Origin of the sequence: Micromonospora rosaria (genome assembly GCF_001567585.1) — a bacterium.
GTDB classification, from domain to species: domain Bacteria; phylum Actinomycetota; class Actinomycetes; order Mycobacteriales; family Micromonosporaceae; genus Micromonospora; species Micromonospora rosaria.
The window spans coordinates 21404-46412 of the sequence record NZ_LRQV01000026.1; the positions used below are offsets into that span (position 1 = coordinate 21404).

Annotated in this window: 21 protein-coding genes and 1 pseudogene; 15 read left to right on the forward strand and 7 right to left on the reverse strand. The window is 73.1% G+C overall.

Annotation, left to right across the window (positions count from 1 at the left end; genetic code table 11):
* Nucleotides 1-105: 105 nt before the first annotated feature.
* Nucleotides 106-429, forward strand: coding sequence for a TraR/DksA family transcriptional regulator (locus AWW66_RS10085; protein ID WP_067363209.1), 324 nt, complete (start codon nt 106-108; stop codon nt 427-429).
* 134 nt (nt 430-563) lie between these two features.
* Nucleotides 564-1568, forward strand: a complete 1005-nt coding sequence (locus tag AWW66_RS34830) for a VOC family protein (protein ID WP_067363211.1) — start codon at nt 564-566, stop codon at nt 1566-1568.
* A 98-nt stretch (nt 1569-1666) separates the two neighbouring features.
* On the opposite strand, the pseudogene AWW66_RS35225 reads toward AWW66_RS34830, so the two are convergent.
* Nucleotides 1667-1969 (reverse strand): annotated as a pseudogene (locus AWW66_RS35225) (winged helix-turn-helix transcriptional regulator); the annotation flags it as partial.
* A gap of 196 nt (nt 1970-2165) precedes the next feature.
* Here AWW66_RS35225 and AWW66_RS10100 point away from each other — a divergent pair.
* Entirely contained in the window at nt 2166-3593 is a 1428-nt protein-coding gene (locus AWW66_RS10100) for an MFS transporter (protein ID WP_067363302.1), read from the forward strand.
* Between the two features lie 137 nt (nt 3594-3730).
* Complete coding sequence (locus AWW66_RS10105; RefSeq protein WP_067363214.1) at nt 3731-4042, forward strand: GNAT family N-acetyltransferase; 312 nt, start codon at nt 3731-3733, stop codon at nt 4040-4042.
* 175 nt (nt 4043-4217) lie between these two features.
* Here AWW66_RS10105 and AWW66_RS10110 read toward each other — a convergent pair whose 3' ends face one another.
* The 4 genes from AWW66_RS10110 to AWW66_RS10125 all read right to left on the reverse strand — a co-directional run bounded on the left by AWW66_RS10110 (nt 4218) and on the right by AWW66_RS10125 (nt 7418).
* Nucleotides 4218-5279 carry an ABC transporter ATP-binding protein gene (locus AWW66_RS10110; RefSeq protein ID WP_067363305.1) on the reverse strand — a complete coding sequence of 354 codons (1062 nt, stop codon included), beginning with the start codon at nt 5277-5279 and terminating at the stop codon, nt 4218-4220.
* Between the two features lie 68 nt (nt 5280-5347).
* Nucleotides 5348-6214: an ABC transporter permease gene (locus tag AWW66_RS10115; RefSeq protein WP_067363217.1), complete on the reverse strand. Its 867-nt coding sequence runs from the start codon at nt 6212-6214 to the stop codon at nt 5348-5350.
* Nucleotides 6211-6996: a molybdate ABC transporter substrate-binding protein gene (gene modA, locus AWW66_RS10120; RefSeq protein ID WP_067363220.1), complete on the reverse strand. Its 786-nt coding sequence runs from the start codon at nt 6994-6996 to the stop codon at nt 6211-6213. Before modA ends, AWW66_RS10115 begins: the two co-directional genes overlap by 4 nt.
* On the reverse strand, nt 6993-7418 hold the full coding sequence (locus AWW66_RS10125) for a TOBE domain-containing protein (RefSeq protein ID WP_067363223.1): 426 nt from the start codon (nt 7416-7418) through the stop codon (nt 6993-6995). The genes modA and AWW66_RS10125 overlap by 4 nt, the downstream gene beginning before the upstream one ends.
* 376 nt (nt 7419-7794) lie before the next feature.
* Here AWW66_RS10125 and AWW66_RS10130 point away from each other — a divergent pair, with 376 nt between their 5' ends.
* The 3 genes from AWW66_RS10130 to AWW66_RS10140 all read left to right on the forward strand — a co-directional run bounded on the left by AWW66_RS10130 (nt 7795) and on the right by AWW66_RS10140 (nt 9743).
* A complete protein-coding gene (locus tag AWW66_RS10130; protein ID WP_067363226.1) occupies nt 7795-8877 on the forward strand; it encodes a sporulation protein in 1083 nt (360 codons plus the stop codon).
* Between the two features lie 144 nt (nt 8878-9021).
* Nucleotides 9022-9246 (forward strand): hypothetical protein, encoded by a 225-nt coding sequence (locus AWW66_RS10135; protein WP_067363229.1) that lies wholly within the window; start codon nt 9022-9024, stop codon nt 9244-9246.
* 230 nt (nt 9247-9476) lie between these two features.
* The gene (locus AWW66_RS10140; RefSeq protein WP_067363232.1) at nt 9477-9743 is read left to right on the forward strand and encodes a GlsB/YeaQ/YmgE family stress response membrane protein; all 267 of its coding nucleotides are present in this window, start codon (nt 9477-9479) and stop codon (nt 9741-9743) included.
* A 195-nt stretch (nt 9744-9938) separates the two neighbouring features.
* Here AWW66_RS10140 and AWW66_RS10145 read toward each other — a convergent pair whose 3' ends face one another.
* Nucleotides 9939-10955: an acetylxylan esterase gene (locus AWW66_RS10145; protein WP_067363235.1), complete on the reverse strand. Its 1017-nt coding sequence runs from the start codon at nt 10953-10955 to the stop codon at nt 9939-9941.
* A gap of 71 nt (nt 10956-11026) precedes the next feature.
* Nucleotides 11027-12064 (reverse strand): LacI family DNA-binding transcriptional regulator, encoded by a 1038-nt coding sequence (locus tag AWW66_RS10150; protein WP_067363239.1) that lies wholly within the window; start codon nt 12062-12064, stop codon nt 11027-11029.
* A 285-nt stretch (nt 12065-12349) separates the two neighbouring features.
* Here AWW66_RS10150 and AWW66_RS10155 point away from each other — a divergent pair, with 285 nt between their 5' ends.
* The 8 genes from AWW66_RS10155 to AWW66_RS10190 all read left to right on the forward strand — a co-directional run bounded on the left by AWW66_RS10155 (nt 12350) and on the right by AWW66_RS10190 (nt 24897).
* The gene (locus AWW66_RS10155; protein WP_067363242.1) at nt 12350-14743 is read left to right on the forward strand and encodes a beta-xylosidase/alpha-l-arabinosidase; all 2394 of its coding nucleotides are present in this window, start codon (nt 12350-12352) and stop codon (nt 14741-14743) included.
* 11 nt (nt 14744-14754) lie between these two features.
* Nucleotides 14755-15735, forward strand: coding sequence for an ABC transporter permease (locus tag AWW66_RS10160; protein ID WP_067363245.1), 981 nt, complete (start codon nt 14755-14757; stop codon nt 15733-15735).
* Nucleotides 15732-16646, forward strand: coding sequence for a carbohydrate ABC transporter permease (locus tag AWW66_RS10165; protein ID WP_083978371.1), 915 nt, complete (start codon nt 15732-15734; stop codon nt 16644-16646). Before AWW66_RS10160 ends, AWW66_RS10165 begins: the two co-directional genes overlap by 4 nt.
* A gap of 80 nt (nt 16647-16726) precedes the next feature.
* Nucleotides 16727-18340, forward strand: coding sequence for an ABC transporter substrate-binding protein (locus AWW66_RS10170; protein WP_245648124.1), 1614 nt, complete (start codon nt 16727-16729; stop codon nt 18338-18340).
* Nucleotides 18341-18439: 99 nt separating this feature from the next.
* A complete protein-coding gene (locus tag AWW66_RS10175; RefSeq protein ID WP_067363254.1) occupies nt 18440-20017 on the forward strand; it encodes a GH39 family glycosyl hydrolase in 1578 nt (525 codons plus the stop codon).
* Nucleotides 20014-20697 carry a DUF624 domain-containing protein gene (locus AWW66_RS10180; RefSeq protein ID WP_067363257.1) on the forward strand — a complete coding sequence of 228 codons (684 nt, stop codon included), beginning with the start codon at nt 20014-20016 and terminating at the stop codon, nt 20695-20697. The genes AWW66_RS10175 and AWW66_RS10180 overlap by 4 nt, the downstream gene beginning before the upstream one ends.
* Nucleotides 20698-20719: 22 nt before the next feature.
* Nucleotides 20720-22753 (forward strand): beta-galactosidase, encoded by a 2034-nt coding sequence (locus AWW66_RS10185; protein WP_067363260.1) that lies wholly within the window; start codon nt 20720-20722, stop codon nt 22751-22753.
* Nucleotides 22750-24897, forward strand: a complete 2148-nt coding sequence (locus AWW66_RS10190) for an alpha-glucuronidase (protein WP_245648126.1) — start codon at nt 22750-22752, stop codon at nt 24895-24897. Before AWW66_RS10185 ends, AWW66_RS10190 begins: the two co-directional genes overlap by 4 nt.
* Nucleotides 24898-25009 lie beyond the last annotated feature (112 nt).

The window sequence follows — 25009 nt, forward strand, 5'->3', positions numbered from 1 at the left end:
TCCCAGCGGCCGTGGCCCACCGGCGGAGGGTTTTCCACCCGAGACGACCGCCAGGGCGAAGCTTCCACGCTTCGGCCTTTTTCTTTTTCCAGGGAAGGATTCGACATGACCATCGACAACCCGACCGTCGACCGGCGCCGGCTGGCTGATCTGCACCACGCGTTGCAGGAGGAGCTGTCGGCCCAGACGACCCGCCTGCGGGAGCTGAGCGAACTCACCGCGGACACCGGCGACCCGGGCGCGGACCACGCCGCGCTGCTGGCCGCCACCCGGCACAGCATCGAGCAGATCAACGACGCGCTGCGCCGGGTCGCCGACGGCAGCTACGGCGTCTGCGCGAAGTGCGGCGCGGCGATCCCGGTGGAGCGGCTGGAGATCCTGCCGCACGCCCGGTTCTGCGTGCCGTGCCAGGCGAAGCAGAAGGGCTGACCGCACCGGCCGCCGCCGACCCACCGACCCCGGTGACCCGGCGGCGGCCCCACCCACCCACCGGTCCCTGTCCGGCGCAGCGCGTCCCGTGTCGCCTTGCCCCTGACACCGGTGTGAAGGCCTAGCCTGCGGGCATGACCGAGACCGATGTCAACCAGCTCCGCGTCGTGCTGACCGTCGACGACCACGACGCGGCGGTGGCGTACTACCGGGACACGCTGGGCCTGCCGGAGTCCGCCGCGTTCGCCGGGCCCGACGGTGCCCGGGTGGTCATCCTCGAAGCGGGGCGGGCCACGCTCGAACTCGCCAACGCCGCCCAGGCGCGGTTCATCGCCGAGGTGGAGACCGGGGGTACGCCGGCCGGGCCGGTCCGGCTGGCCTTCGAGGTGACCGACGTCGAGGCGGCCACCGCCACGTTGACCGGGGCCGGGGCGGAACTGGTCGCCGCGCCGGTGCGTACCCCGTGGAACTCGCGCAACTCCCGGCTGGCCGGGCCGGCCGGCGTACCGGTGACGCTCTTCCAGGAGCTGGCCGGCCCCACCCGGCCGGCGGGGCCGGACCGGCCGTCACCGGTCGCGGCGCGGGTCGGACCGCCCGAGGCCGGGGAACTGGTCGGTCGGGCGGTCGCGGAACTGGTCGGTCGCACGGTCGCCGAGCTGGGTGGGGAGGCCGGGGTGCTGGACCGGACGGTCCGGCTCGCGCAGCGGTACGGCGCGGCCGGGTACTCGCCGTTCGTGGCCGTCGTCGCCCAGGGTGGCACGGTGGTCGGGGGCGGCGTCAACACCATCCGGACCGACCACGACCCGTCGGCGCACGGCGAGGTCGCGGCGATCCGGGACGCCACCCGGCGGCGCGGGTCGGCGGACCTGACCGGCGCGGTGGTGTACTCCAGTTGCGAACCGTGCGCGATCTGCCGGACGGTGGCCGCCGCCGCCGGGGTACACGAGATCGTCTTCGCCGCCGGTCGGGGGGACGTCCCGGCCGCCATCGACCCGTCGCCGGAGCGGTCCGCCGCGCTGATGGACGCGGTGACCGCCGTGCTGCCCGGGATCGCCCGGCGCGGCGGGACCGGGCTGACGTCGGCGGAGCTGGCCGCGCCCTTCCACGCCTACCTCGGCACCCTCCCGGCCACGTCCTGAGTCGGCCCCGGGCCGCCCCGCTCCAGCACCGCGCGGGCGAGGGCGGTCCGGGCCGCCGCCTCCTCGTCGGCCTGCCGTTGCTCGGCCGCCGCGCGGACGTCGTACGCGGCGCGGGCGGCGGCGATCTCCTGCTGGTGCGTCTCGGTCCAGGTGACCAGCGCCCGGATCGTCTCGTGCAGGGTCGCCCCGAGCGGGGTCAGCGCGTAGTCGACCCGGGGCGGCACCGACGGGTGGACGGTCCGGCTGACCAGCCCGTCCCGTTCGAGGTGTCGCAGGGTACGGGCGAGCATCCGTTGACTGATCCCGTCGACCTGGCGGCGTAGCTCGGTGAACCGCAGGCTGCGCTGGTCCAGCAGGGCGATCACCAGCAGTGACCACTTGTCGGCGATCCGGTCGAGGATCTGCCGTACCTCGCAGTCCTCCCGGACGTCCCACTGGCGTACGTCGTAGCCGTCGTCGGTATCCCCGCAGTAACTGAGGGACGGCGAAGTTCCGTCTTCCACGCCTGCTGATGCTGCCCGACGATGCACCTGGTTACAACAAGGAACCGAGGTGCGTACCGGGAACCTGCGGGGGTTCGCCGGAGAGGAGCTCACGATGGTCAGCACAGCCGGCCGGTTCGACGCCCGCTCCTGGGCGGTCCTGCTGGTGCTCTGCGGGGCGATCTTCCTGGAGGGCATCGACGTGGCCATGCTCAACGTGGCCCTGCCCGCCATCCGGGACGACCTCGGCCTCTCCACCGGCACGCTCAGCGGCGTGGTCAGCGCGTACGTCCTCGGGTACGGCGGGTTCATGCTGCTCGGTGGGCGGGCCGCCGACCTGTACGGCCGCCGCCGGATGTTCCTGACCTGGCTGACGGTCTTCCTGGTCTTCTCCGGTCTCGGCGGGTTCGCCACCGAGGGGTGGATGCTGCTGGTGGCCCGGTTCGTGACCGGAGTCGCGGCGGCCTTCATGACCCCGGCCGGGCTGGCCCTGGTGACGGCCGCCTTCCCCGAGGGGCCGCGACGGACCCGGGCACTGGGCGTGTACGCCGCCATCGCCTCGGGCGGCTTCTCGCTCGGGCTGGTCGCCGGGGGCGCGCTGACCGAACTGGGCTGGCGGTGGGTCTTCTTCGCCCCGGTGATCCTCGCGGCGGTGCTGCTGCTCGCCGCGCTGCCGCTGGTGGCCCCGGACCCGCCGGTGACCCGGCCGAGGAACGGTTTCGACGTGGCCGGCGCGGTCAGCCTCACCGGGGCGATGCTCCTGCTCGTCTACGGGGTGGTCCGGCTGGAGCACGGCGGCGACGGGATCGGGGTGAGCGTGGGCTTCCTCGCCGTGGGGGCGGCCCTGCTCGCGCTCTTCGTCGCGGTGCAGCGGCGGGCGGCCGACCCGTTGGTCCGGCTGGGCATCCTCCGCCGCGCCGCACTGGTCCGGACGAACCTCGCCGCCCTGCTGTTCATGGGGGCGTTCGCCGGGTTCCAGTTCATGGTCACCCTCTACCTCCAGGAACTGCGCGGGTGGAGCCCTCTCCAGACCGGCCTGGCGATGCTGCTGGTCGCCCTCGACGTGCTGATCGCCCCGACCCTGACGCCGTGGCTGGTGCAGCGGTACGGCCACACCCGGGTCCTCTTCGGCGGCCTGCTCGCCGCCGTGGCGGCGTACGCGCTGTTCCTGCCGGCGCGGCTGGACTGGGCGTACGTGGCGATGCTGCCGACCATGGTGCTGCTCGGTCTCGCCTTCGGGCTGGTCTACGGCCCGTTGACCATGGCCGGCGTCGAGGGGGTCGACGAGCGGGAGCACGGGCTCGCCGGCGGCCTGCTCTACACCTCGATGCAGTTCGGCATGGCGCTGGGGATCTCCGCCGTCACCGCGGTCAGCGTGGCCGTGGCCCGGGCACCCGGGATGACCGGGGTCACCCTGGACGCGGTCCGTGCCGGGCTGGTGCTGCCGCTGGTGGCGGTCCTGCTCGCGGCGGTCGTCACCGCCTTCGGCCTGCGTGCCCGAGCCACCACCCCGACCCCCGACCCCGACCGCGCCCCCGTCTGACCACCCCACCCCACCCCGCCCCCGCGTCCCGCGCCGGAGCGGATCACGCCGCCCCGGACCACGTCGGACCGACCGGGGCGGGGGAGTAGCCTGGTCGGCCCCGCACCACCCCGCCTACCCGGAAGAGGTCACCAGGGATGGAGATCACCGTCACCGACGTGTCGGACGAGCAGCGGTACGAGGCCCGGATCGACGGCGACCTGGCCGGGTACGCCAGCTACCTGCGGGGTGTCGGGAACGTCCTCGTGCTCACCCACACCGAGATCCTGCCCGGGTACGAGGGCAGGGGCGTGGCGAGCACGTTGATCCGGGGCGTGCTCGACGACGCACGCCACCGGCAGCGGAAGGTGGTGCCCGTCTGCCCGTTCGTCACCCGCTTCCTCGACCGGCACGGCGCGGAGTACGGCGACCTAATCCACGACGCCAGCACCGGCGCCCCGCCCGAGTGAAAGGAAGGGCCCCTTCTTAACGCATACGGTAGAGAAGGGTCCCCTTCTTGCTCCCGAAGGCGCGCGGCGTGCGGTGCGCGGGGTGCGGTGCGCGCGGGGGGCGGGGGGTGCGCGGTGCGCGCGGGCGTGCGGGCGTGCGGAGCGGGTGCGGGGTGCGCGTGGGGAGCGGGTGCGGCTAGGCGGGTGGGGTGGCGGGGTAGGCGCGGGTGGCGGCGGGGTCGACCACCACCCAGAGCTGCTGGCCGGGGGCGAGCCGGAGGCGGGCGGCGGTGGCCGGGGTGACGTCGGCGACGGTCTCGACCGGGCCGCTCAGCTCCACCCGCAGGTGGTCACCGTGGCGCTGGACGCCGGTGAGCGTGGCCGGCCAGGCGTGCGGCACGTCCCCGCCGGGGTGCTCCGGAAGCAGGGTGACGGCGGTGGGCGGGAAGACCACGAAGGCGTCGCCGGTCACCCGGTCGGCGGTGCCGAGGACCAGGCCCGGCCCGAGGCGGACCTGCCGTCCCGTCGCCTCGCCCCGGTAGAGGTTCAGCCCGACCAGGCGGGCCACGTAGTCGGTGCGCGGCCGGGTGGTGACGGTCGCCGGGTCGCCGTCCTGCACGACCCGGCCGTCCTCGACGATGACCAGCCGGTCGGCCAGGGCGAGCGCGTCCAGCGGATCATGGGTGACCAGGACCGTCGCGCCGGGGTGCGCGGCCAGGTGCCGGTGCAGTTGGGTACGGGTGTCCAGCCGGGTCCGCGCGTCCAGGGCGGCCAGCGGCTCGTCGAGCAGGAGCAGGGTCGGCTCGACGGCGAGGGCGCGGGCCAGGGCGACCCGTTGCGCCTGGCCTCCGGAGAGCCGGCGCGGCCGGCGGTCGGCGTACCCGGCCAGCCCGACCCGGTCCAGCCAGTCGGCGGCCCGGGCCCGGGCCGCCCGCTTGTCGAGGCCCTGCCGCCGGGGACCGAACGCGACGTTGTCCAGCGCGCTGAGGTGGGGGAAGAGCAGGTACTCCTGGAACACCACGCCGATGCGGCGGTGCTCGGGCCCGACCAGGTGCCGGCGGTCGGGCCGGTCCAGGTCGACCCCGTCGAGGGCGAGGTACCCGGCGGTGAGCGGTTGCAGCCCGGCCAGGGCGCGCAGGGCGGTGGTCTTGCCCGCGCCGTTCGGGCCGAGCAGGGCGACGACCTCCCCGGCGGCCACCCGGAGCCGGACGTCGAGCCGGAAGACGCCCCGGTCCACCACCAGGTGCCCGTCCAGCAGCGCGCCGGTCGGGCGGGGACGATCCTGCGGTACGTCGACCGGGCGGGACCGGTCGGGCGGCGGGCCGGTCACGAGGTGCCGATCCAGCGGTCCCGGAGCCCGGCGAGGATCGCCACGGAGACGACGAGCAGGATCAGGCTCAGCACGATCGCCGCCTCCAGGTCGGTCTCCAGGGCCAGGTACACCGCCAGGGGCATGGTCTGGGTGGTGCCGGGATAGTTGCCGGCGAAGGTGATGGTCGCGCCGAACTCGCCGAGCGCGCGGGCCCAGGCGAGCACCGCACCGGCCGCGACGCCGGGGGCGACCAGCGGCAGGGTGACCCGGGTGAAGGTGGTCCACCGGCCGGCCCCGAGGGTGGCGGCGGCCTCCTCGTACCGGGTGTCGGCTCCGCGTAGCGCCCCCTCGACGGCGATGACCAGGAACGGCATCGCCACGAACGCCTCGGCGAGCACGACCCCGGTGGTGGTGAACGGCAGGGTGAGGCCGAACGTCTCGTCGAGCCACCCGCCGAGCAGGCCCCGCCGGCCGAAGACCAGCAGCAGCGCCACGCCGCCGACCACCGGGGGCAGCACCAGCGGGACGGTGACCAGGGCCCGGACCAGCCGCCGGCCGGGGAAGTCGACCCGGGCGAGCAGCCAGGCCAGGGGGACGCCGAGCAGCAGGCAGAGCAGCGTCGCCAGGGTGGCGCACACCATCGACAGCCGCAGCGCGGTCAGCACGCCCGGCGCGGTGAGTCGTTCCGGCAGGGTGGCCCACGGGGTACGCACCAGCAGCCCCGCCAGCGGCAGGGTCAGGAAGACCAGCCCCAGCCCGGCCGGCACCAGCAGGGCGACCGGCGCCCGGCGTCCGCCCCGCCGGGCCGGCGACCGGCGCGCGGGCCACCGGGCGGCCGGCCGGGTGGGGGTACCGCCCGGAGCGCCCGGGGTGCCGGTCACGGGGCCTGGAAGCCGGCCTCGGTGAGGACGGCCCGGCCCGGCTCGGAGAGGACGTACGCGACGAACGCCTGCGCGCCGGCCGGGTTCGGGGCGTCCCGCAGCACGATGATCGGGTAGTCGTTGACCGCCCCGGCCGACTCGGCGAACTCCACCCCGTCGACGTCGGTGCTGGCCCGGACGTCGGTGCGGTACACCAGGGCGGCGTCGACCTCGCCCAGGGTCACCTTGGAGAGCGCGCCCTTGACGTCCTGCTCCAGGGTCACCGGGGTCAGGCGGACCTGGGCGGCGGTCAGGGCCCGTCCGGCCGCCGCGCCGCAGGGCACCTGCTCGGCGCAGAGCGCCACCCGCACGTCCGGGCCGGTCAGGTCGGCCAGCGCGGCGATCCCCCTCGGGTTGCCCTTCGGTACCGCGATGACGAGCTGGTTGCGGACGAAGGTGGTGGGCTCGCCGTCGGCGTACCCGGCGTCGGTGACGGTGGTCATGGTGGCCGGCGCGGCGGAGGCGAAGACGTCGGCGGGCGCGCCCTGGTTGATCTGCGCCGCCAGGCCGGAACTGCCGGCGAAGTTGAACCGGACGGTGACCCCGGGGTGCGCCGCCTCGAACTGCGTACCGATGGTGGTGAAGGCCCCGGTCAGGGAGGCCGCCGCGAAGACGGTCACCGTGCCGCCCACGGCCGACCCGCCGCCGTCGGCGGGGCGTCCGTCGCCGCCGCAGCCGGTGGCGGCCAGCAGCGCGGCGACGGCGGCGGCGGCCAGTGCGGTACGGGTCGTCCGGATGCTCACGGCGTGCTCCTCATTCTGCCGCCGGTGCCGGGAGCGGCCCGCTCCACCACCACCGTGGTCGACTTGATCACCGCGACCGCCACCGAACCGACCTGGAGCCCCAGCTCGTCCACGGCTTCCCGGCTCATCAGCGACACGATCCGGAACGGGCCGGCCTGGATGTCGACCTGGGCCATCACGGCGTCGCGGACCACGGCGGTGACGATCCCGCGCAGCCGGTTGCGGGCCGAGGACTCCTCGGCCCGGTCGTCGGGCCGGGCGCCCTGGACGCGGACGAACGCGGCGAGGTCCACGCCGTCGACGAGCCGGTGCCCGTGCTCGTCCCGGTCGGCGGGCAGTCGCCCGGCGTCCACCCACCGGCGGACGGTGTCGGTGCTCACGCCGAGGAGGTCGGCCGCCTCACTGATCCGGAACACGGTCACCGGAGCAGGATAGCTGTCGCATCTGCCGGGCAGAAGGCCGCTGGAAGACCGCCGATGCCAGCTTCTGGTGGCCGTCGTGCTGGCATCTGCTGGATGGTGGCGGGGCCCGGCGACCGGTGTGCCCGGGGTCGGGTGCGGGCGCGGACCGGGTCGGGTCGGTGCGTCCCGGCGTCCCGCAGGGCACCCGAGCAGGAATTCTGCCTCTCGGTAGTGGTTCGATTGCATTCAGCGATCTCTCAGCTTCTGGTGCTAGCTTCCCCGGCAGATCCGATCCACTGAGGACGACGCTGATCGCCTTGTGGGACAAGGGTTGTCGTGAGATGAATTCACGTGCTGGTCGGGCGTTCACGCCCACCGGCTGGCGAGGGGAAAGTACGTGGTCTTCAAGAGGATGCTGGGTGCCTTCGGGGTTGGCGGACCCAGCGTCGACACGGTCCTGTCCAATCCGAACACCCGCCCCGGCTTGCTGCTCGACGGCCAGGTCAACCTGACCGGCGGCAGCCACGACGCCGAGATCGACCACATCTCGCTCGGGCTGGTCACCCGGGTCGAGGTCGACGGTGCCGAGGCGGAGCACGACGCGATCGTCGAGTTCCACCGCGTCCAGGTGGCCGGGGGCCTGCACCTGCGCGAGGGGCAGCAGGTGTCCCTGCCGTTCCGGATCCCGGTGCCGTGGGAGACCCCGGTCACCGACCTGTACGGCCAGCACCTGCACGGCATGACGATGGGGCTGCGTACCGAGGTCGCCATCCGGGGCGCCGTCGACAAGGGTGACCTGGACCCGGTGCAGGTCCACCCGCTGCCCGTGCAGGAGCGGATCCTGGAGGCGTTCGGCCGGCTGGGCTTCCAGTTCAAGGGCGCCGACCTGGAGCACGGGTACATTTCCGGCCTCCAGCAGAGCCTGCCGTTCTACCAGGAGATCGAGTACTACGCCGCGCCGCAGTACGCGCACGGCATCAGCGAGGTCGAGCTGACCTTCGTCGCCAACGAGTACGGCGTCGACATCGTGCTGGAGTTCGACAAGCGGGGCGGCCTGTTCACCCCCGGCCACGACTCGTACGGCCGGTACCGGGTCGCGCACACCGACGCCGACCAGGTCGACTGGGCGGGCCAGGTGGACGGCTGGCTGCGCCAGGCGCTGGACCAGCGGCAGTCGCTGCTCGGCGGCGGCGGGTACGGCGCCCCGGGCGGGTACCCGCCGCCCGGCTACGGCCAGCCCGGCTACGGCCAACCGGGCTACGGGCAGCCCGCCTACGGCCAGCCCGGCTACGGGCAGCCGGGGTACGGCCCGCCGCACGGGGGGCACTACGAGGAGCACCACGAGCGGCGCGGCCCGGGGATGGGCGCGGTCGCGGCGGGTGTCGTCGGTGGCGCGGCCCTCGGCTTCGCCGGAGGCATGGTCGCCGACGAGGTCTTCGACGCCTTCGAGGGCGACGAGGACGGCGGCGACGAGGGCTGACCAGGGCCGCCGGCCGGTACCGGCCGGCGCGCGGTCGCCCAGCGGCGTCCACAGTGGACCCGGGCGCGGGTTTGATGATCTAATTCGGTAGGTTCAACCATATCCGGTCGTAATGTCCCGATCGGATTTCTCGAAGGAGTGTGCATGCCCGTCACCGCCGACCTCACCAAGCTCGTCGACAAGGCCTACCAGGACAAGACCCTCGCCGAGCTGGTCGACGCCCCGGTGGCCGCCCTCGCCGGGGTCAGCGACGGCGACGCCAAGCTGCTCAAGGAGGCCTTCAACATCACCACCGTCGGCGACCTCGGCCGCAACCCGTACTTCCGGACGGCGCAGGCGCTGGTCGCGCTCTCCGGCGGCGCCCGCTGACCCACGCCCGGCGCCCGGCGGTCACCGGTGGTACCCCCACCCGACCGCCGGGCGCCGGCGTGCGTGGTGGCGACCCCGGGAGGCGGGCGCGTCCGGCGGGTGGGTGCGACGAACGGCGCACGGGCGGGTGACGGTTACGTGACGAATCCCCCGGACGGTGGCGCAGGGGTGTGACCGGCCGGGCCGACCGGGCATGATCATGAAGTACACCTGTCGAAGGGACGGCTCCCGTGGAAGTTACCGGCTTCTTCACCGCCATCGTCATCGGCCTGATCATCGGTGCGCTGGGACGGCTCGTCGTCCCGGGCAAGCAGAACATCCCGATCTGGCTCACCCTGGCCATCGGCGTGCTCGCCGCGCTCCTCGGCACCCTCGTGGCCGGCATCCTCGGCGTCGACGACACCCGGGGCATCGACTGGATCGAACTGGCCCTCCAGGTCGGCTTCGCCGCGATCGGCGTCTCCGTCGCCGCCGGCCGCTACGGGCGACGCCGCTGACCCGACGGGCGACGCCGCTGACCCGACGGGCGACGCCGCTGAACCCCGGGGGACGGCACTGAAACCGGGCGACGCCGTCGGCCGTTGGCTGCGCTTCGGGGGCAGTGCCGCTGACCGATCGGCGACGCCGCTGACCTGCTGGCGCACCCGGCCGGCGACGCGGTCGGGGTGGCCCGACCGCGTTGGGGGCGGCGGTCAGGCCCGGTCGGCCGACCCGGCGGGGTCGGTCACCCGCACGATCCGGTCCAGCCAGCGCAGTTGGCGGCGGGTGTGCACGGCCTCCCCGCCCTCGTGGCCGTTGAACGGGTAGACGTGCATCTCCCGCTGCGGCAGTCCCGCCCGGCACCCGGCCGCGCCGTACTGGTTGTACGCGGCGAAGCCGGTGCTCGGCGGGCAGACGTTGTCCCGTAGGCCGATGCCGAACTGGGCCGGTGCGGTGGCCCGCCGGGCGAAGGTGACCCCGTCCACGTACGACAGCGTGCGCCGGACCGCCCCCTCCGCCGACCGGTGGACCGCCAGGTACCGGGCGATCTCGCCGTACGGCTGGGCGTCGGTCAGCTCGATCGCCCGCTGGAGGTGGCAGAGGAACGGGGCGGTGGTGAGCAGCGCCGCGAGGTCGTGGACGAGTCCGGCCACCGCGAGGGCGAGCCCGCCGCCCTGGCTGTTGCCGACGACCGCGACCCGTCCGGCGTCGACGCCGGGCAGGGCCCGGACCGCCGCGACCGCCCGGACCGCGTCGGTGATCAGTCGACGGTAGTGGTACCGGTGCGGGTCGAGGATGCCCCAGGTCACCGGCCAGGGGCCGCCGGGCGCGCCGTGCGGGTCCGGGGTGTCGCCACTGCTGTACTGGCCGGCCTGGCCCCGGCTGTCCATCAGCAGGTGCGCGTACCCGGCCACCGGCCAGGTCAGCCGCTCGTGCGGCAGGCTCCGGCCGCGCCCGTAGCCGACGTACTCGACGACCGCCGGCAGCGGCGTGTCCACCCCGGCCGGGCGGGTGTACCAGGCCCGGACCGGATCGCCGCCGAAACCGGCGAAGGTGACGTCCCAGGTGTCGACCAGGCGCAGGTCGGTCGGCTCCGGGCGGACGTCGACGAGGACCGGCCGGTCGGCGGCCTCGGTCAGGGTGGTCCGCCAGAACTCGTCGAAGTCGGCCGGCTCGGCGACGGCGGGCGTGTACCGCTGGAGCTGGTCGAGGGGCAGATCGAAGGGCATGGGTCCTCGCAGGGTGGCCGGACCCGGGCTCCCGCGCCGGGCCACGGTCGCGCCGGGCCGGCGTCGCCGGGTCAGGGGTGGTCGGGTGGGGGTGCGGTGCTCTCCCGGACGATCAGCTCGGTGACCAGGTCGATCCGGCTCGTCGACAGCTCGACCCCCCGGGCCAGGTCGAGCAGCATGTGGGTGGCGGTGCCGGCCATGTCCCGCAGCGGCTGGTTGATGGTGGTCAGGGCGGGACCGATCCAGGCCGCGACCGGCAGGTTGTCGTACCCGATCACGGAGAGGTCCTCGGGGACCCGCAGGCCGAGCTGCCGGGCGGCCCGGAGCACCCCCATGGCCTGCATGTCCGACCCGGCGAAGATCGCGGTGGGGCGGTCGGCGCGGGTGAGCAGCTCCATCCCGTGCCGGTAGCCGGCGTCGACGTAGAAGCTGCCGTACCGGACCAGGGTGGGGTCGACGGTGAGCCCGGCCTCGTCGTGGGCGAACTGGAAACCGGCGGCCCGCGCCCGGCTGCACAGCACGTCCTGCGGGCCGGAGATGATCGCGACCCGCCGGTGACCCAGCTCCAGCAGGTGGCGGGTGGCGAGCAATCCGCCGTTCCAGTTGTTGGAGCCGACGGTGGGCACCGAGGCGGAGGTGGCGCTGTCGGTGTCGACGACGACGAACGGGATGAGCTGGCGTTGCAGTTGTTGCTGCTGCGGCTCGGTCAGGTGGCAGAGCACGAAGAGCACGCCGAGCGGGCGGCGGGCGAGCACCGCGTCGAGCCACTGCGCGGAGGGGCTGTGCGCGCCGCCGAGCTGGGAGACGGTCACGCCCACCCCGGCCGCCGAGGTCACCGCCTCCACGCCGCGCATGATCTCCATGGCCCACTCGGAGTCGAACTCGTGGAAGACCAGGTCGAGCTGCCCGGTGCTGGTGGGCTGCCGTTTGGTGCGGCGACGGTACCGGTTGCGTTCCAGGCTCTCCTCGACCCGGGCCCGGGTCTCGGGGGCGACGTCCGAGCGCCCGTTGAGGACCTTCGACACCGTCGCCACGGAGACCCCGACCTCGTCGGCGATGGTGGCGATGGTGGCAGAGGCAGGTGCGGCCGGCGGTCGGGACTCTGTCATCGAAGCCTCATAGAACGCATCCGAAACTTTCGAGGCACCCTAACACGGTCGGCTCATCGATCGGGCCCGGCGAATGCGCGAATCCGCCGATCACGCGCTCGAACGCGACCGACCGTCGCGGAGTGGACGATGTCGACGGTCAATTTGAGACCCTTGACACATTCTGACGCGCCGCTTAAGTTGCCGAAACAGGTAACGCGGTTATTGCCGAAACTTTCGAGGCCGTCGCTGTCGTCGTTCGCCCTGACCACGGGGCGCGGGCGGGGTCGAAGCTAAGGGGAACGGATGAGAAGTCAGGTGCCCGTCGACCACGGTCCGACACCCCGGGACGCCGCCGCCTGGCGTGATCCGCAGCGGTCGCCGACCGAACGGGCCGAGGCGCTCATCCCGCTGATGACGCTGGAGGAGAAGGTCGCCCAACTCGTCGGGGTCTGGGTCGGCGCGGACGCCTCCGGCGAGGGGGTCGCCCCGCACCAGTCCGACATGATGGGCGACGCTCCGCCGTGGCCCGACCTCATCCGGTACGGGCTGGGCCAGCTCACCCGCCCGTTCGGCACCGCGCCGGTGGACCCGGTCCAGGGTGCCCGCTCGCTGGCCGCCTCCCAGGCGCAGATCGTCGCCACCAGCCGCTTCGGCATCCCCGCCCAGGTGCACGAGGAGTGCCTGACCGGCTTCGCCGCCTGGCGGGCCACCGTCTACCCGGCCCCGCTGGGCTGGGGTGCCGCCTTCGACCCCGACCTGGTCGAGGAGATGGCCGGGCGGATCGGCCGGTCGATGCGGGCGGCCGGGGTGCACCAGGGGCTGGCCCCGGTCCTCGACGTCACCCGCGACTACCGGTGGGGCCGTACCGAGGAGACCATCGGCGAGGACCCGTACCTGGTCGGGACGGTCGGCGCGGCGTACGTGCGGGGGCTGGAACGGGCCGGCATCGTGGCCACGCTCAAGCACTTCGCCGGGTACTCCGCCTCCCGGGGCGGGCGCAACCTGGCCCCGGTGTCGATGGGCCGCCGGGAACTGGCCGACGCCATCCTGCCGCCGTTCGAGATGGCGCTGCGGCTGGGCGGGGCCCGGTCGGTGATGAACTCGTACGCCGAGATCGACGGCCTCCCGGCCGCCGCCGACGAGGGCCTGCTGACCGGCCTGCTGCGCGACGAGTGGGGCTTCACCGGCACCGTCGTCGCCGACTACTTCTCGGTGCGTTTCCTTGAGACCCTGCACAAGCTGGCCGACGGGTCGGCCGACGCCGCCCGGCTCGCCCTGCGCGCCGGCATCGACGTGGAACTGCCCACCGTGGACGCCTTCGGCCCCGACCTGGTGACGGCGGTGCGGGCGGGCGAGGTCGACGAGGCGCTGATCGACCGGGCGCTGCGCCGGGTGCTGATCCAGAAGGCCGAGTTGGGCCTGCTCGACGAGGACTGGCGGGAACTGCCCGACGGCGTCGAGGGGCTGCGCCTCGACGACGAGGCCAGCCGGGAGGTCGCGCTGCGGCTGGCCCGCGAGTCGGTCGTGCTGCTGCGCAACGACGGGGTGCTGCCGCTCGCCCCGCAGCGGCGGGTCGCGCTGGTGGGCCCGGTCGCGGACGACCCGATGGCCTTCCTCGGCTGCTACTCGTTCGCCAACCACGTCGGGGAGCATCCCGAGCACGGGCTCGGCCTGGACCTGCCCTCGCTGCGTGACGAACTCGCCCGGCTCGTCCCCGGGCTGGTCCACGAACCGGGCTGCGCCATCACCGGCGACGACACCACCGGCTTCGCGGCGGCGGTCGCGGCGGCCGGCGAGGCCGACGTCTGCGTGCTCGCCGTCGGGGACCGGGCCGGCATGTTCGGCCGGGGTACCTCCGGTGAGGGCTGCGACGCCGCCGACCTGCGCCTGCCCGGCGTGCAGGCGGACCTGGTCCGGGCCGTGCTGGACACCGGTACGCCGGTGGTGCTGGTGCTGCTGGCCGGCCGGCCGTACGCGCTCGGCCCGGAGTTCGCCGGGGCCGCCGCCGTCGTGCAGGCGTTCTTCCTCGGGCAGCGGGGCGGCCAGGCCCTCGCCGAGGTGCTCACCGGCGCGGTGAACCCGTCCGGCCGGCTGCCGGTGAGCGTGCCCCGGGACGCGGGCGGGCTGCCCGCCACCTACCTGTCGCCGCCGCTGGGTCGTCGCTCCGAGGTCTCCTCGGTGGACCCGACCCCGGCGTACCCGTTCGGGCACGGGCTGAGCTACACCACCTTCGACTGGTCCGACGCGACGGTGCTCGACCCCGCGGGGGAGCCGGTGTCCGGTGCCGGGCCGGTGGCCTGGCCGGTCGACGGGGAGACCACGGTCCGGATCACCGTCCGCAACACCGGCTCCCGGGCCGGCACGGAGATCGTCCAGTTGTACCTGCACGACCCGGTCGCGCAGACCACCAGGCCGGTGGTCCGGCTGGTCGGGTACGCCCGGGTCGCGTTGGAGGCCGGGGCGGCGGCGACCGTGACGTTCGGGGTCTGCGCCGACGTGGCGTCGTTCACCGGGCTGCGGGGCCGGCGGATCGTCGAGCCCGGCGCGGTCGACCTGCGGTTCGGCCGGTCCAGCGGGGACGTGGTGGCCAGCCTGCCGCTGCGGCTGACCGGCGCCGAACGCGAGGTCGGCCACCAGCGGGAACTGCTGACCAGCGTGCGGGTCGAGCCCGCTGTGGCGCTCGCGCAGCCCCGGTAGGAGGGGCGAGGATGACCTCCGAGACGCTCCGGCCGCCGGAGACCGGCGAGCCCGCGCCGGTCGCCCCCGCCCCCCGGGTACGGCCCCGGCGCCGGGGCTGGCGGCAGGCGGTGCGCCGGGACTGGCAGCTCTACTCGCTGGCCGTCCTGCCGCTGCTGTTCTTCCTGGTCTTCCGGTACCTGCCGATGCTCGGGAACGTGATCGCGTTCCGCCGGTTCCAGCCGGGCGGCAGCATCTTCGGTGAGTACTGGGTGGGCCTGCGGTACTTCCGGATGTTCTTCGCCGACCCGACGTTCTGGCAGGTGTTCACCAACACCCTGGTCCTGGGGGCGTTGACCCTGCTGTTCTGCTTTCCGTTGCCGATCGTGCTGGCGCTGCTGCTCAACGAGGTCCGTACCCGCAAGCTCAAGCGGTTCGTCCAGTCGGTGTCGTACCTGCCGCACTTCCTGTCGATCGTGATCGTGGCGGCGATGGTGATGCAGCTGCTCGCCATGGACGGCGCGGTGAACCAGCTCGTCCGGGCCACCGGCGGGGACGGGGTGCCGTTCCTGCAACGGGCGGAGTGGTTCCGGACGATCTACGTCTCCTCGGAGGTCTGGCAGACCGTCGGCTGGGGCACGATCCTCTACCTCGCCGCCCTCACCACCATCGACGGCAACCTGTACGAGGCGGCCCGGATCGACGGGGCGAACCGGTGGCGGCAGACCTGGCACGTCACCCTGCCCGGGATCCGGCCGACCATGGTGACGCTGCTGATCCTCAACATCGGCACCTTCATGGCGGTCGGCTTCGAGAAGATCCTGCTGCTGTACAACCCGCTGACCTACCCGACGGCGGACGTGATCTCGACGTACCTGTACCGGATGGGCTTCGAGTCCAGCAACTTCAGCTACGCCGCCGCGATCGGCCTCTTCGAGGCGGTGATCGGGCTGGTCCTGGTGCTGACGGCGAACCTGATCTCCCGGCGCACGGTGGGGACGAGCCTGTGGTGACCCTCGGCACGAAGCGGGCCGCCCGCCGCCCGCGCGGCCCCCGGGACACCCGTGGCTACCGGGTCTTCCAGGTGGTCAACGGCATCATCCTGACCGCCGTGGTGATCGTGACGCTGTACCCGTTCGTGAACATCGTGGCCCGGTCGCTCAGCGACGAGGCGAACATCATCGCCGGGAAGGTGAACCTGCTCCCGCAGGGGTTCAACCTGACCGCGTACAAGCTGGTCACGTCCGACCCGATGTTCTGGACGAACTACCGCAACACCGTCGTGTACACCGTGGTCGCCACCGCCATCTCGATCGTGTTGACCACCTGCTACGCGTACGTGCTGTCGAAGCCGCAGCTCAAGGGGCGCGGGGCGCTGGTCGGCATCGCGGTGTTCACCATGTTCTTCTCCGGCGGGCTGATCCCCAACTACGTGCTGATCACCAGCCTGGGCATGAAGAACAGCATCTGGGCCGTGGTGATCCCGAACGCGATCAACGTGTTCAACCTGCTGGTGATGAAGGCGTTCTTCGAGAGCCTGCCGACCGAGCTGGAGGAGGCCGCGGCGGTCGACGGGCTGAACACGTACGGCATCCTGCTGCGGATCGTGCTGCCGCTGTCCAAGGCGATCATCGCCACGATGGTGCTGTTCTACGCGGTCTCCTTCTGGAACTCGTGGTTCACCGCGTTCCTCTACCTGGACCGGCAGGAGTTGTTCCCGGTCACCGTCTACCTGCGCAACCTCATCGCCGGGGCGACCGGCGCCCAGTCGGCCGGCGGGGTCGCCGACGCCGACGCGGTCCAGGCCGCGGCGACCCTCCAGGCGGTGACCATCGTCCTGACCACCCTGCCCATCCTGACGGTCTACCCCTTCATCCAGCGCTACTTCGTCTCCGGCGTGATGCTCGGCGCGGTCAAGGGCTGACCCGGGCCGGCCGGCTCGCACCGTCCACCCCACCACCGATACCGAAGGGACCAGCCATGCTTCACCGATCATGGCGCCGGGTGGCGTTGGCCACCGCCGGTCTGCTCGCGGTCAGCCTCGTCGGCTGCTCCGAGGAGCCGACCGAGTCGACGGACCTCACCGAGAACCGGGCCGGCGCGATGGCCGAGTACGGCGTCGGGGACCAGTTCACCGCCACCGAGCCGCTGTCCTTCTCCGTGCTCTACAACAACCACCCGAACTACCCGTTGAAGAACGACTGGCTGTTCTGGTCGGAGCTGACCAAGCGGACCAACGTGACGCTGGAGCCGGTCGCCGTGCCGCTGAGCGACTACGAGCAGAAGCGCAGCCTGCTCATCGGTGCCGGGGACGCGCCGCTGATCATCCCGAAGACGTACCACCCGGCCGAGAACGCGTTCGTCTCCTCCGGCGCGATCCTGCCGGTGAGCGACTACCTCGACCTGATGCCGCACCTCAAGGACAAGATCGAGAAGTGGCACTTCCACCCGGAGTTGGACTCGCTGCGGCAGTCCGACGGCAAGTTCTACCTGCTGCCGGGGATGGAGGAGAAGCCCACCCAGGACTACTCGCTGGTGATGCGCACCGACATCCTCGACGAACTGGGCCTGGCCGTCCCGAAGACCTGGGACGAGGTGTACGCCGCGCTCAAGGCGATGAAGGCGAAGTACCCGGACACGTACCCGTTCTCCGACCGGTGGGGCAAGCCCACCCCGGGCGGGGCGCTGCTGAACTTCCTCGGCGCGTCCTTCGGCACCAACGCCGGCTGGAACTACCAGCACACCACCTGGGTACCGGCGGAGAAGAAGTTCGTCTACACCGGGGCCAGTGAGCAGTACCGGCAGATGCTGGCGTACCTGAACAAGCTGGTCGCCGAGGGGCTGATGGACCCGGAGAGCTTCACCCAGACCGACGACGCCGCCCGGCAGAAGCTCGCCAACGGCAAGTCCTTCGTGATCAGCGGCAACGCGCAGACCCTGGTCAACGAGTACCGGCCGGACCTGGCGCGGACCAACCCGGCGGCCAAGCTGGTCAAGATCCCGCTGCCGGTCGGCCCGGCCGGCGAGATCAACCCGGCCCCCCGGACGAGCAGCGGCGGCATCATGATCTCCACGAAGGCGCGGGAGAGCAAGAACTTCGTCGCCATGATGCAGTTCATCGACTGGCTCTGGTACTCCGACGCGGGCCAGGAGTTCAGCAGGTGGGGCGTCGAGGGGACGACCTTCGCCCGGGACGGCTCCGGCAAGCGCGGCCTCACCGGTGACGTCGACGTCGTCGGCCTCAACCCCAAGGGCAGCAAGCACCTCCAGAAGGACTTCGGCTTCTACAACGGGGTCTTCGCCTACGGCGGCAACCTGGAGCTGGTGCAGTCGTTCTTCTCCCCGGAGGAGATGGAGTTCCAGCAGGTGATGAACGCCCGGACCCCGATCGCGGTGCCGCCGCCGTACCCGCTGACCGACGAGGAGCGGGAACAGGTCGCGCTCTGGGAGACCCCGCTGAAGGACCACGTCACCCAGAACACCCTGACGTTCATCCTCGGCCAGCGCCCGCTGACCGAGTGGGACGCCTACGTCACCGAGCTGAAGAGCAAGAACCTGGACGCCTACATGCAGCTCGTCGACAAGGCGTACGACCGCTTCCAGAAGGAGAACGGCTAGCCCCGCGGGTCCGGCCGGGCCCCGACGGTGGCCCGGCCGGACCCGCCCCCACCCGTTCCCGTTCCCGCCTCCGCCCCGTGCACGACCAGAGGACCAGCCATGCGAATCACCGTTCCCGACCAGCCCACCGGCCGGCTGACCGACGCCTGGCGTGCCTGCGTGGGCACCGGCCGCTTCGAGTTGGCCCTGCGCCGGGACTACCAGGACGCGCTGGCCCTCGTGCAGCGGGACATCGGCTTCCGGCACATCCGGGGGCACGGCCTGTTCAGCGACGGCGTCGGCGTGCACCGCCCGTACGAGTACGCGGGCGAGCGCCGGGTGCACCACAGCTTCACCTACGTCGACCAGGTCGTCGACGCCTACCTGGAGCTGGGCATCCGGCCCTTCGTGGAGCTGGGGTTCATGCCCTCGGGGCTGGCCTCCGGCGAGCAGACCGTCTTCTGGTGGCGGGGCAACATCAGCCCGCCCCGCTCCCACACCGAGTGGGCCGACCTGGTCCGGGCCACGGTCTCCCACCTGGTCGACCGGTACGGCCTCGACGAGGTGCGCGGCTGGCCGATCGAGGTGTGGAACGAACCCAACCTGGACATCTTCTGGCCGGGTGCCGACCAGGACGCCTACCACCGGCTGTACGAGGTCTCCGCGCACGCGGTGAAGGAGGTCGACGCCGGCCTCCAGGTCGGCGGGCCGGCGATCTCGCCCGGGTCGGACGAGTGGCTGGTGCCGTTCGCCGAGTTCGTCACCGACCGGAACGTGCCGGTGGACTTTGTCAGCCGGCACGCGTACACCTCCGGGCCGGCGGAGCACGTGCCGTTCGGCACGTACCAGACGCTCGCCCCGGCGACGGAGCTGCTGGCCCAGTTCGCCGCCCCCCGCAAGCACCTGGCCGGCACCGCGCTGGCCGACCTGCCGGTGCACATCACCGAGTTCAACTCGTCGTACCGGCCGGACAACCCGATCCACGACACCGCGTTCCACGCCGCGTACCTCGCCCCGGTGCTGGCCGGCGGCGGGGACCTCGTCGACTCCTTCTCGTACTGGACGTTCAGCGACATGTTCGAGGAGGTGGGCATCCCCACCGCGCTGTTCCACGGCGGGTTCGGCCTGCTCACCCACCGCCAGCTCAGGAAACCCACGTACCACCTGTACGCCTTCATGGCCCGGCTCGGCGACGAGGTGCTGGCCCGGGGCGCGGACCACCTGGTCACCCGGCACCCGGACGGCCGGGTGGCGGTGCTGGCCTGGGCCCCGGTCGACGTCACCGGCCACGAGCCGGTGACCGACCGGCACCCCGTGTCGCTCTCGGTGCCGCTCGGCCCGGCCGGCACCAGCCCGGTCGGCACCGGATCGGCGGGCACCAGCCCGGCCGGCACCGGGTCGGCGTTCCTGCTGCGGCGGTCGGTCAGCGAGGAGGCGGGCAACGTCCTCGCGGCCTGGCGGGAGCTGGGCCGTCCGCGTTCGCCCCGGCCCGGCCAGCTCGACGCGCTGCGGGAGGCCGCCGAGCCGGCCCGGAGCCACCGGGCGCTGCCGGTGCGGGCCGGTCGGGTGGACCTCGACCTCACCCTGGCCCGGCACGAGGTGACCCTGGTCGAGCTGACCCCGGTGGTGGACGAGACCCCGCCGTGGTGCGACGACGACCGCCTGCTCGGCGGGGGCGACCGGCGGGAGCAGCCGTGACCGCGCAGACCTGGCGGCAGTTCGGGGACGGCCCGCTGTCCCGGGGGGCCGCGCACGTGCACACCCTGCTGGTGGTGGGGGTGCTGCTGGTCGCCACCACCCTGCCCGGCCTGGTGCCGCTGGTCCTGCTCGGCTCCGACGTCAGCAACCTGCCGCTGGTGGCGGCCTGCCTGCTCCCGGTGGGCCCGGCGGTCTCCGCCGCCCTGTACGCGCTGCGCCACCAGCGTCCCGACCTGACCGACCTGCGCCCGGCCGCGCTGTTCCTGCGCGGGTACCGGGCCAACCTGGGCGGGACACTGCGGATCTGGGTGCCGCTGCTGGCCTGGCTGGCCGTCGTCGCGGTGAACCTCGCCAACCTCTCCGCCGCCGCCGTCCCCGCCTGGTGGGGGGCGCTGCTGGTGCTGGTCGGGGCGGGGGTGTCCCTGGTCGGGGCGAACGCGCTGGTGGTCACCGCGCTGTTCACCTTCCGGACCCGCGACGTGCTGCGGCTGGCCCTCTACTTCCTGGTCCGTACGCCGGGCGTCACCCTCGGCACCGGGCTGCTGCTGGCGGCGGCGGTCGCCGTCACGGTGCTCTTCTCCGAGGCGGTGCTCGCCCTCGTCGGCGTCCTGTTCGTCCTGTCCCTGCTGCGGATCGGCGATCCGATGATCACCATCGTGGAGAAGGAGTTCACGGCATGAGCGAGCGCGGCGAGGTGACGGCATGAGCCTGCCGGTCACCGGGAAGGTGCCCTTCGGCGGGGACTACAACCCCGAGCAGTGGCCCGAGGACGTGTGGAAGCAGGACTACCGGCTCTTCGACGCCGCCCGGATCGACACCGTCACCCTCGGCGTCTTCACCTGGGCGCTCACCCAGCCCGCCGAGGACATCTACGACTTCGGCCTGCTGGACCGGATCGTCGAGCGGGCCACCGCCGAGGGGCGCAGCATCTGCCTGGCCACCGGCACCGGCGCGCACCCGGCGTGGCTGGCGACGGCGTACCCGCAGGTGTGCCGGGTCGACTTCGAGGGCCGGCGGCACCGCTTCGGGCAGCGGCACAACTCCTGCCCCAGCTCCCCGGTGTTCCGGCGGCTCTCCGCCGAGCTGGCCCGTCGGGTGGCCCGCCGGTACGCCGGCAACCCGGCGGTGGTCGCCTGGCACGTCGGCAACGAGTACGGCGGGTCCTGCTACTGCGAGCTGTGCGCGGCCGGCTTCCGCGACTGGCTGCGGGCGCGCTACGGCAGCCTGGCCGAGCTGAACGCGGCCTGGTACACGACCTTCTGGTCGCACACCTTCACCGACTGGGCGCAGATCGAGCCGCCGTCCGCGCTGACCGAGCACTGGCGCGGCCCCGACCACACCGCCTTCCAGGGCATCACCCTGGACTACCTGCGGTTCATGTCGGACGCGATGCTGGCCAACTTCCGGGACGAGAAGGCGGCCATCCGCGAGTCCAGCCCGGACGTGCCGGTCACCACCAACTTCATGGGCATGTACCGGCCGATCGACTACCACCGCTGGGCGGCGGACCTGGACTTCGCCTCCTGGGACAACTACCCGCCCGACGACGAGTCGGCGGCCCGGATGGCGCTCACCCACGACCTGATGCGCGGGCTCAAGGACGGCCAGCCGTTCTGGCTGATGGAGCAGACCCCCAGCGTCACCGCCTGCCGGGACGTCAACCCGCTCAAGCGGCCCGGCCTGATGCGGCTGTGGAGCTGGCAGGCGGTGGCGCACGGCGCGGACGCGGTGCTCTTCTTCCAGATGCGCGCCGGTCGGGGCGCCAGCGAGAAGTACCACGGCGCGGTGATCGGGCACGCCGGCCGCGCCGACACCCGGGTCTTCCGCGAGGTCGCCGAGCTGGGCGCGGAGCTGGAGCGGCTGGGCGGTGCCTCGCTGGGCGCGCGCACCCCGGCCCGGGTGGCGCTGCTGTTCGACTGGGACTCCTGGTGGGCGCTGGAGATCTCCGACGGCCCGTCCCGGCTGGTCCGGTACCAGGAGGTGGTGCTGGCGTACCACCGGGCGCTCTGGGACGCCGGGGTGGACCTGGACGTGGTCGCGGTGAGCGCCGACCTGTCCCGGTACGACGTGGTGGTCGCCCCGGTGCTGCACCTGCTCAAGGGGGACGTGGTCGCGCGGCTGGAGGCGGTGGCCGCCCGGGGCGGCTCGGTGCTGACCACGTACCTGTCGGGGCGGGTGGACGAGCAGGACAACGCCTTCCTGATGGACGTCCCCGGTCCGCTCGGGCCGCTGACCGGGGTCCGGGTCGACGAGTGGGACGCCCGGGGCCCGGAGGTGGTCAACCCGGTCCGCCTCGGCACCGGCGACGACGCCGTGGAGGTCGAGTCGCGGCTGCTCTTCGAGCTGGTCGTCCCGGAGGGGGCGGAGGTGGTCGGGACGTACCTGGCCGACTTCTACGCCGGCACCCCGGCGGTGACCCGCAACGCCTTCGGCGACGGGGACGGCTGGTACGTCGCCGCCGGGCTGGACCAGACCGGGGTCTCCTGGGTGGTCCGGCAGGTGCTGGCCCGGCACGACCTGCTCGGCCCGTACCCGGACGTCGCGGACCTGGAGTCGGCGGTGCGGGTCGCCCCGGACGGCACCCGGCTGCTCTTCCTGCTCAACCACCGGGCCGAACCGGTCGAGGTGACCGCCGTCAGCGGTGGCGTGGACCTGCTCACCGGGGACCGGGTGACCGCCGGGGCGGCGCTGCGGCTGCCGGAGCGGGGCGTCGTGGTGCTGCGGGAGGAGCGGTGAGCGCCCCGATGGCGGGCTCCGCCGGGGAGCCGACGACCGTCACCGGCCACCCGCACCGGTTCGGGGAGCCGAGTGTGCACCCGGCCTGGCTGCCCTCGGAGGCGTTCCGGGCGCTCGGCTCCCGCCGGGTCCTGGTGCACGGCGACGGCCCGCTCGTCGACACCGTCGAGACCGAGGTCACCTGGGCCTGTTCCCGGTTCGGCGGGCAGGCGCTCGTCGCCCCGTACCGGGACGAACCGGTCGACCTGGTCCTCGCGCTGCGTTGGGCCGGGCCGCTGCCCGCCCCGGCGACGCGGGCGCTGGCCCCGCTGAACGAGACCGGCGGCGGGCTGGGCGACGAGGGTTTCCTGCTCACCCGGGTCGGCGACACGACGGTGCTGCTGGCCGGCGGTCCGGCCGGGCTGCTGTACGGGCTGTATCACGTGGTGCGACTCGGCGAGGCCGCCTTCGACCCGGGGCTGCCGACCCGGCGGCACCGGCCCGCGCTGCGCCGCCGGATGCTCGACCACTGGGACAACGTGGCCGTGCACCCGCTGATGGGCCAGGTCGAACGGGGGTACGCGGGCGGCTCGATCTTCTGGCGTAACGGCGGCCCGCGCCGCGACCTGGCCCGCATCCGGGCGTACGGGCGACTGCTGGCGGCCTGCGGGATCAACGCCATCTCGGTGAACAACGTGAACGTCGGCGGCACCGAGGCGCGGCTGCTCACCGAGCGGCTCGGCGACGTGGCCGAGATCGCCGACGTGCTGCGCCCGTTCGGCGTGCGGGTGCACCTGTCGGTCACCTTCGCCGCCCCGGTGGTCCTCGGTGGCCTGCCCACCGCCGACCCGCTGGACGAGAAGGTGCGCTCCTGGTGGGCCACCACCACCCGGCAGGTCTACGAGCGCATCCCCGACTTCGGCGGGTACGTGGTGAAGGCCGACTCGGAGGGGCAGCCCGGCCCCCTCACGTACGGCCGCAGCCACGCCGACGGGGCGAACCTGCTCGCCGAGGCGCTGGCCCCGCTCGGTGGGGTGGTCCACTGGCGGGCGTTCGTCTACAACCACCGCCAGGACTGGCGGGACCGGCGCACCGACCGGGCGCGGGCCGCGTACGACCACTTCGCCCCGCTGGACGGCGAGTTCCGCACCAACGTCATCCTCCAGGTGAAGTACGGCCCGATCGACTTCCAGACCCGCGAGCCGGTCTCCCCGGTGATCGCCGCGATGCCGGCGACCCGGCTGGCCGTCGAGATGCAGGTGACCCAGGAGTACACCGGCCAGCAGCGGCACGTCTGCTACCTCGGCCCGCTGTGGCGCGAGATCCTCGGCTTCCGGCCGTGGGGCGAGGAGGGGCGGACCGTCGCCGCGGTGGTCGCCGGTGAGCCGGCGCAGGGCCCGACCCGGACCCGCTCCGGCCCCGGGGGCGGCCTGGTCGCGGTCGCCAACGTGGGCGACGACCCGTACTGGTGCGGGCACCCGCTCGCGCAGGCCAACCTGTACGCCTTCGGCCGCCTCGCCTGGGATCCCGAGCTGGACCCGGCGGCCATCCTGGACGAGTGGATCGACCTGACCTTCCCGCCCACGGCGACGGAGGACCCCGCCCTGGTCCGGGAGACCGTGCACGCGATCATGGACGACTCGTGGCGCACCTACGAGCGGTACACCGCGCCGTTGGGCGTCGGCTTCATGGTCAACCCCGGCAACCACTACGGACCGCAGGTCGACGGGTACGAGTACAGCCCGTGGGGCACGTACCACTTCGCCGACCGGGACGGCGTCGGCGTGGACCGGACCCGGGCCACCGGCACCGGCTACACCGACCAGTACCCGTGGCCGTGGCGGGACGTGTACGAGTCACCCGAGACGTGCCCCGACGAGTTGCTGCTCTTCTTCCACCACGTGCCGTACGACCACGTGCTGCACAGCGGAAGCACCGTCATCCAGCACATCTACGACACCCACTTCGCCGGGGTGGAACAGGTCGAGGCGATGTTCCGGCGCTGGCAACTGCTCGCCGGGGTGATCGACCCCGCCCTGCACGAGCGGGTCACCGACCGCCTCGACGAGCAGGTGTTGAGCGCACGCGAGTGGCGTGACCACGTCAACACGTACTTCTTCCGCAAGTCCGGCGTGCCGGACGCGAGGGGACGTCGAATCCACTGACCGCCCGCTCGCTGTCCCGTGCGGTGCCGGGCGAGGTGACCACATCGAGCCGTATACCCGTCAGGTATAATTATTCCTGACGGGTATACGGCTCGATGGCAGTATCGCCTCC

Coding starts and splice junctions, on each gene's coding strand:
- AWW66_RS10085 (WP_067363209.1), top strand. CDS start 106: ATGACCATCGACAACCCGACCGTCGACCGGCGCCGGCTGGCTGATCTG.
- AWW66_RS34830 (WP_067363211.1), top strand. CDS start 564: ATGACCGAGACCGATGTCAACCAGCTCCGCGTCGTGCTGACCGTCGAC.
- AWW66_RS10100 (WP_067363302.1), top strand. CDS start 2,166: ATGGTCAGCACAGCCGGCCGGTTCGACGCCCGCTCCTGGGCGGTCCTG.
- AWW66_RS10105 (WP_067363214.1), top strand. CDS start 3,731: ATGGAGATCACCGTCACCGACGTGTCGGACGAGCAGCGGTACGAGGCC.
- AWW66_RS10135 (WP_067363229.1), top strand. CDS start 9,022: ATGCCCGTCACCGCCGACCTCACCAAGCTCGTCGACAAGGCCTACCAG.
- AWW66_RS10145 (WP_067363235.1), bottom strand. CDS start 10,955: ATGCCCTTCGATCTGCCCCTCGACCAGCTCCAGCGGTACACGCCCGCC.
- AWW66_RS10150 (WP_067363239.1), bottom strand. CDS start 12,064: ATGACAGAGTCCCGACCGCCGGCCGCACCTGCCTCTGCCACCATCGCC.
- AWW66_RS10155 (WP_067363242.1), top strand. CDS start 12,350: ATGAGAAGTCAGGTGCCCGTCGACCACGGTCCGACACCCCGGGACGCC.
- AWW66_RS10160 (WP_067363245.1), top strand. CDS start 14,755: ATGACCTCCGAGACGCTCCGGCCGCCGGAGACCGGCGAGCCCGCGCCG.
- AWW66_RS10175 (WP_067363254.1), top strand. CDS start 18,440: ATGCGAATCACCGTTCCCGACCAGCCCACCGGCCGGCTGACCGACGCC.
- AWW66_RS10185 (WP_067363260.1), top strand. CDS start 20,720: ATGAGCCTGCCGGTCACCGGGAAGGTGCCCTTCGGCGGGGACTACAAC.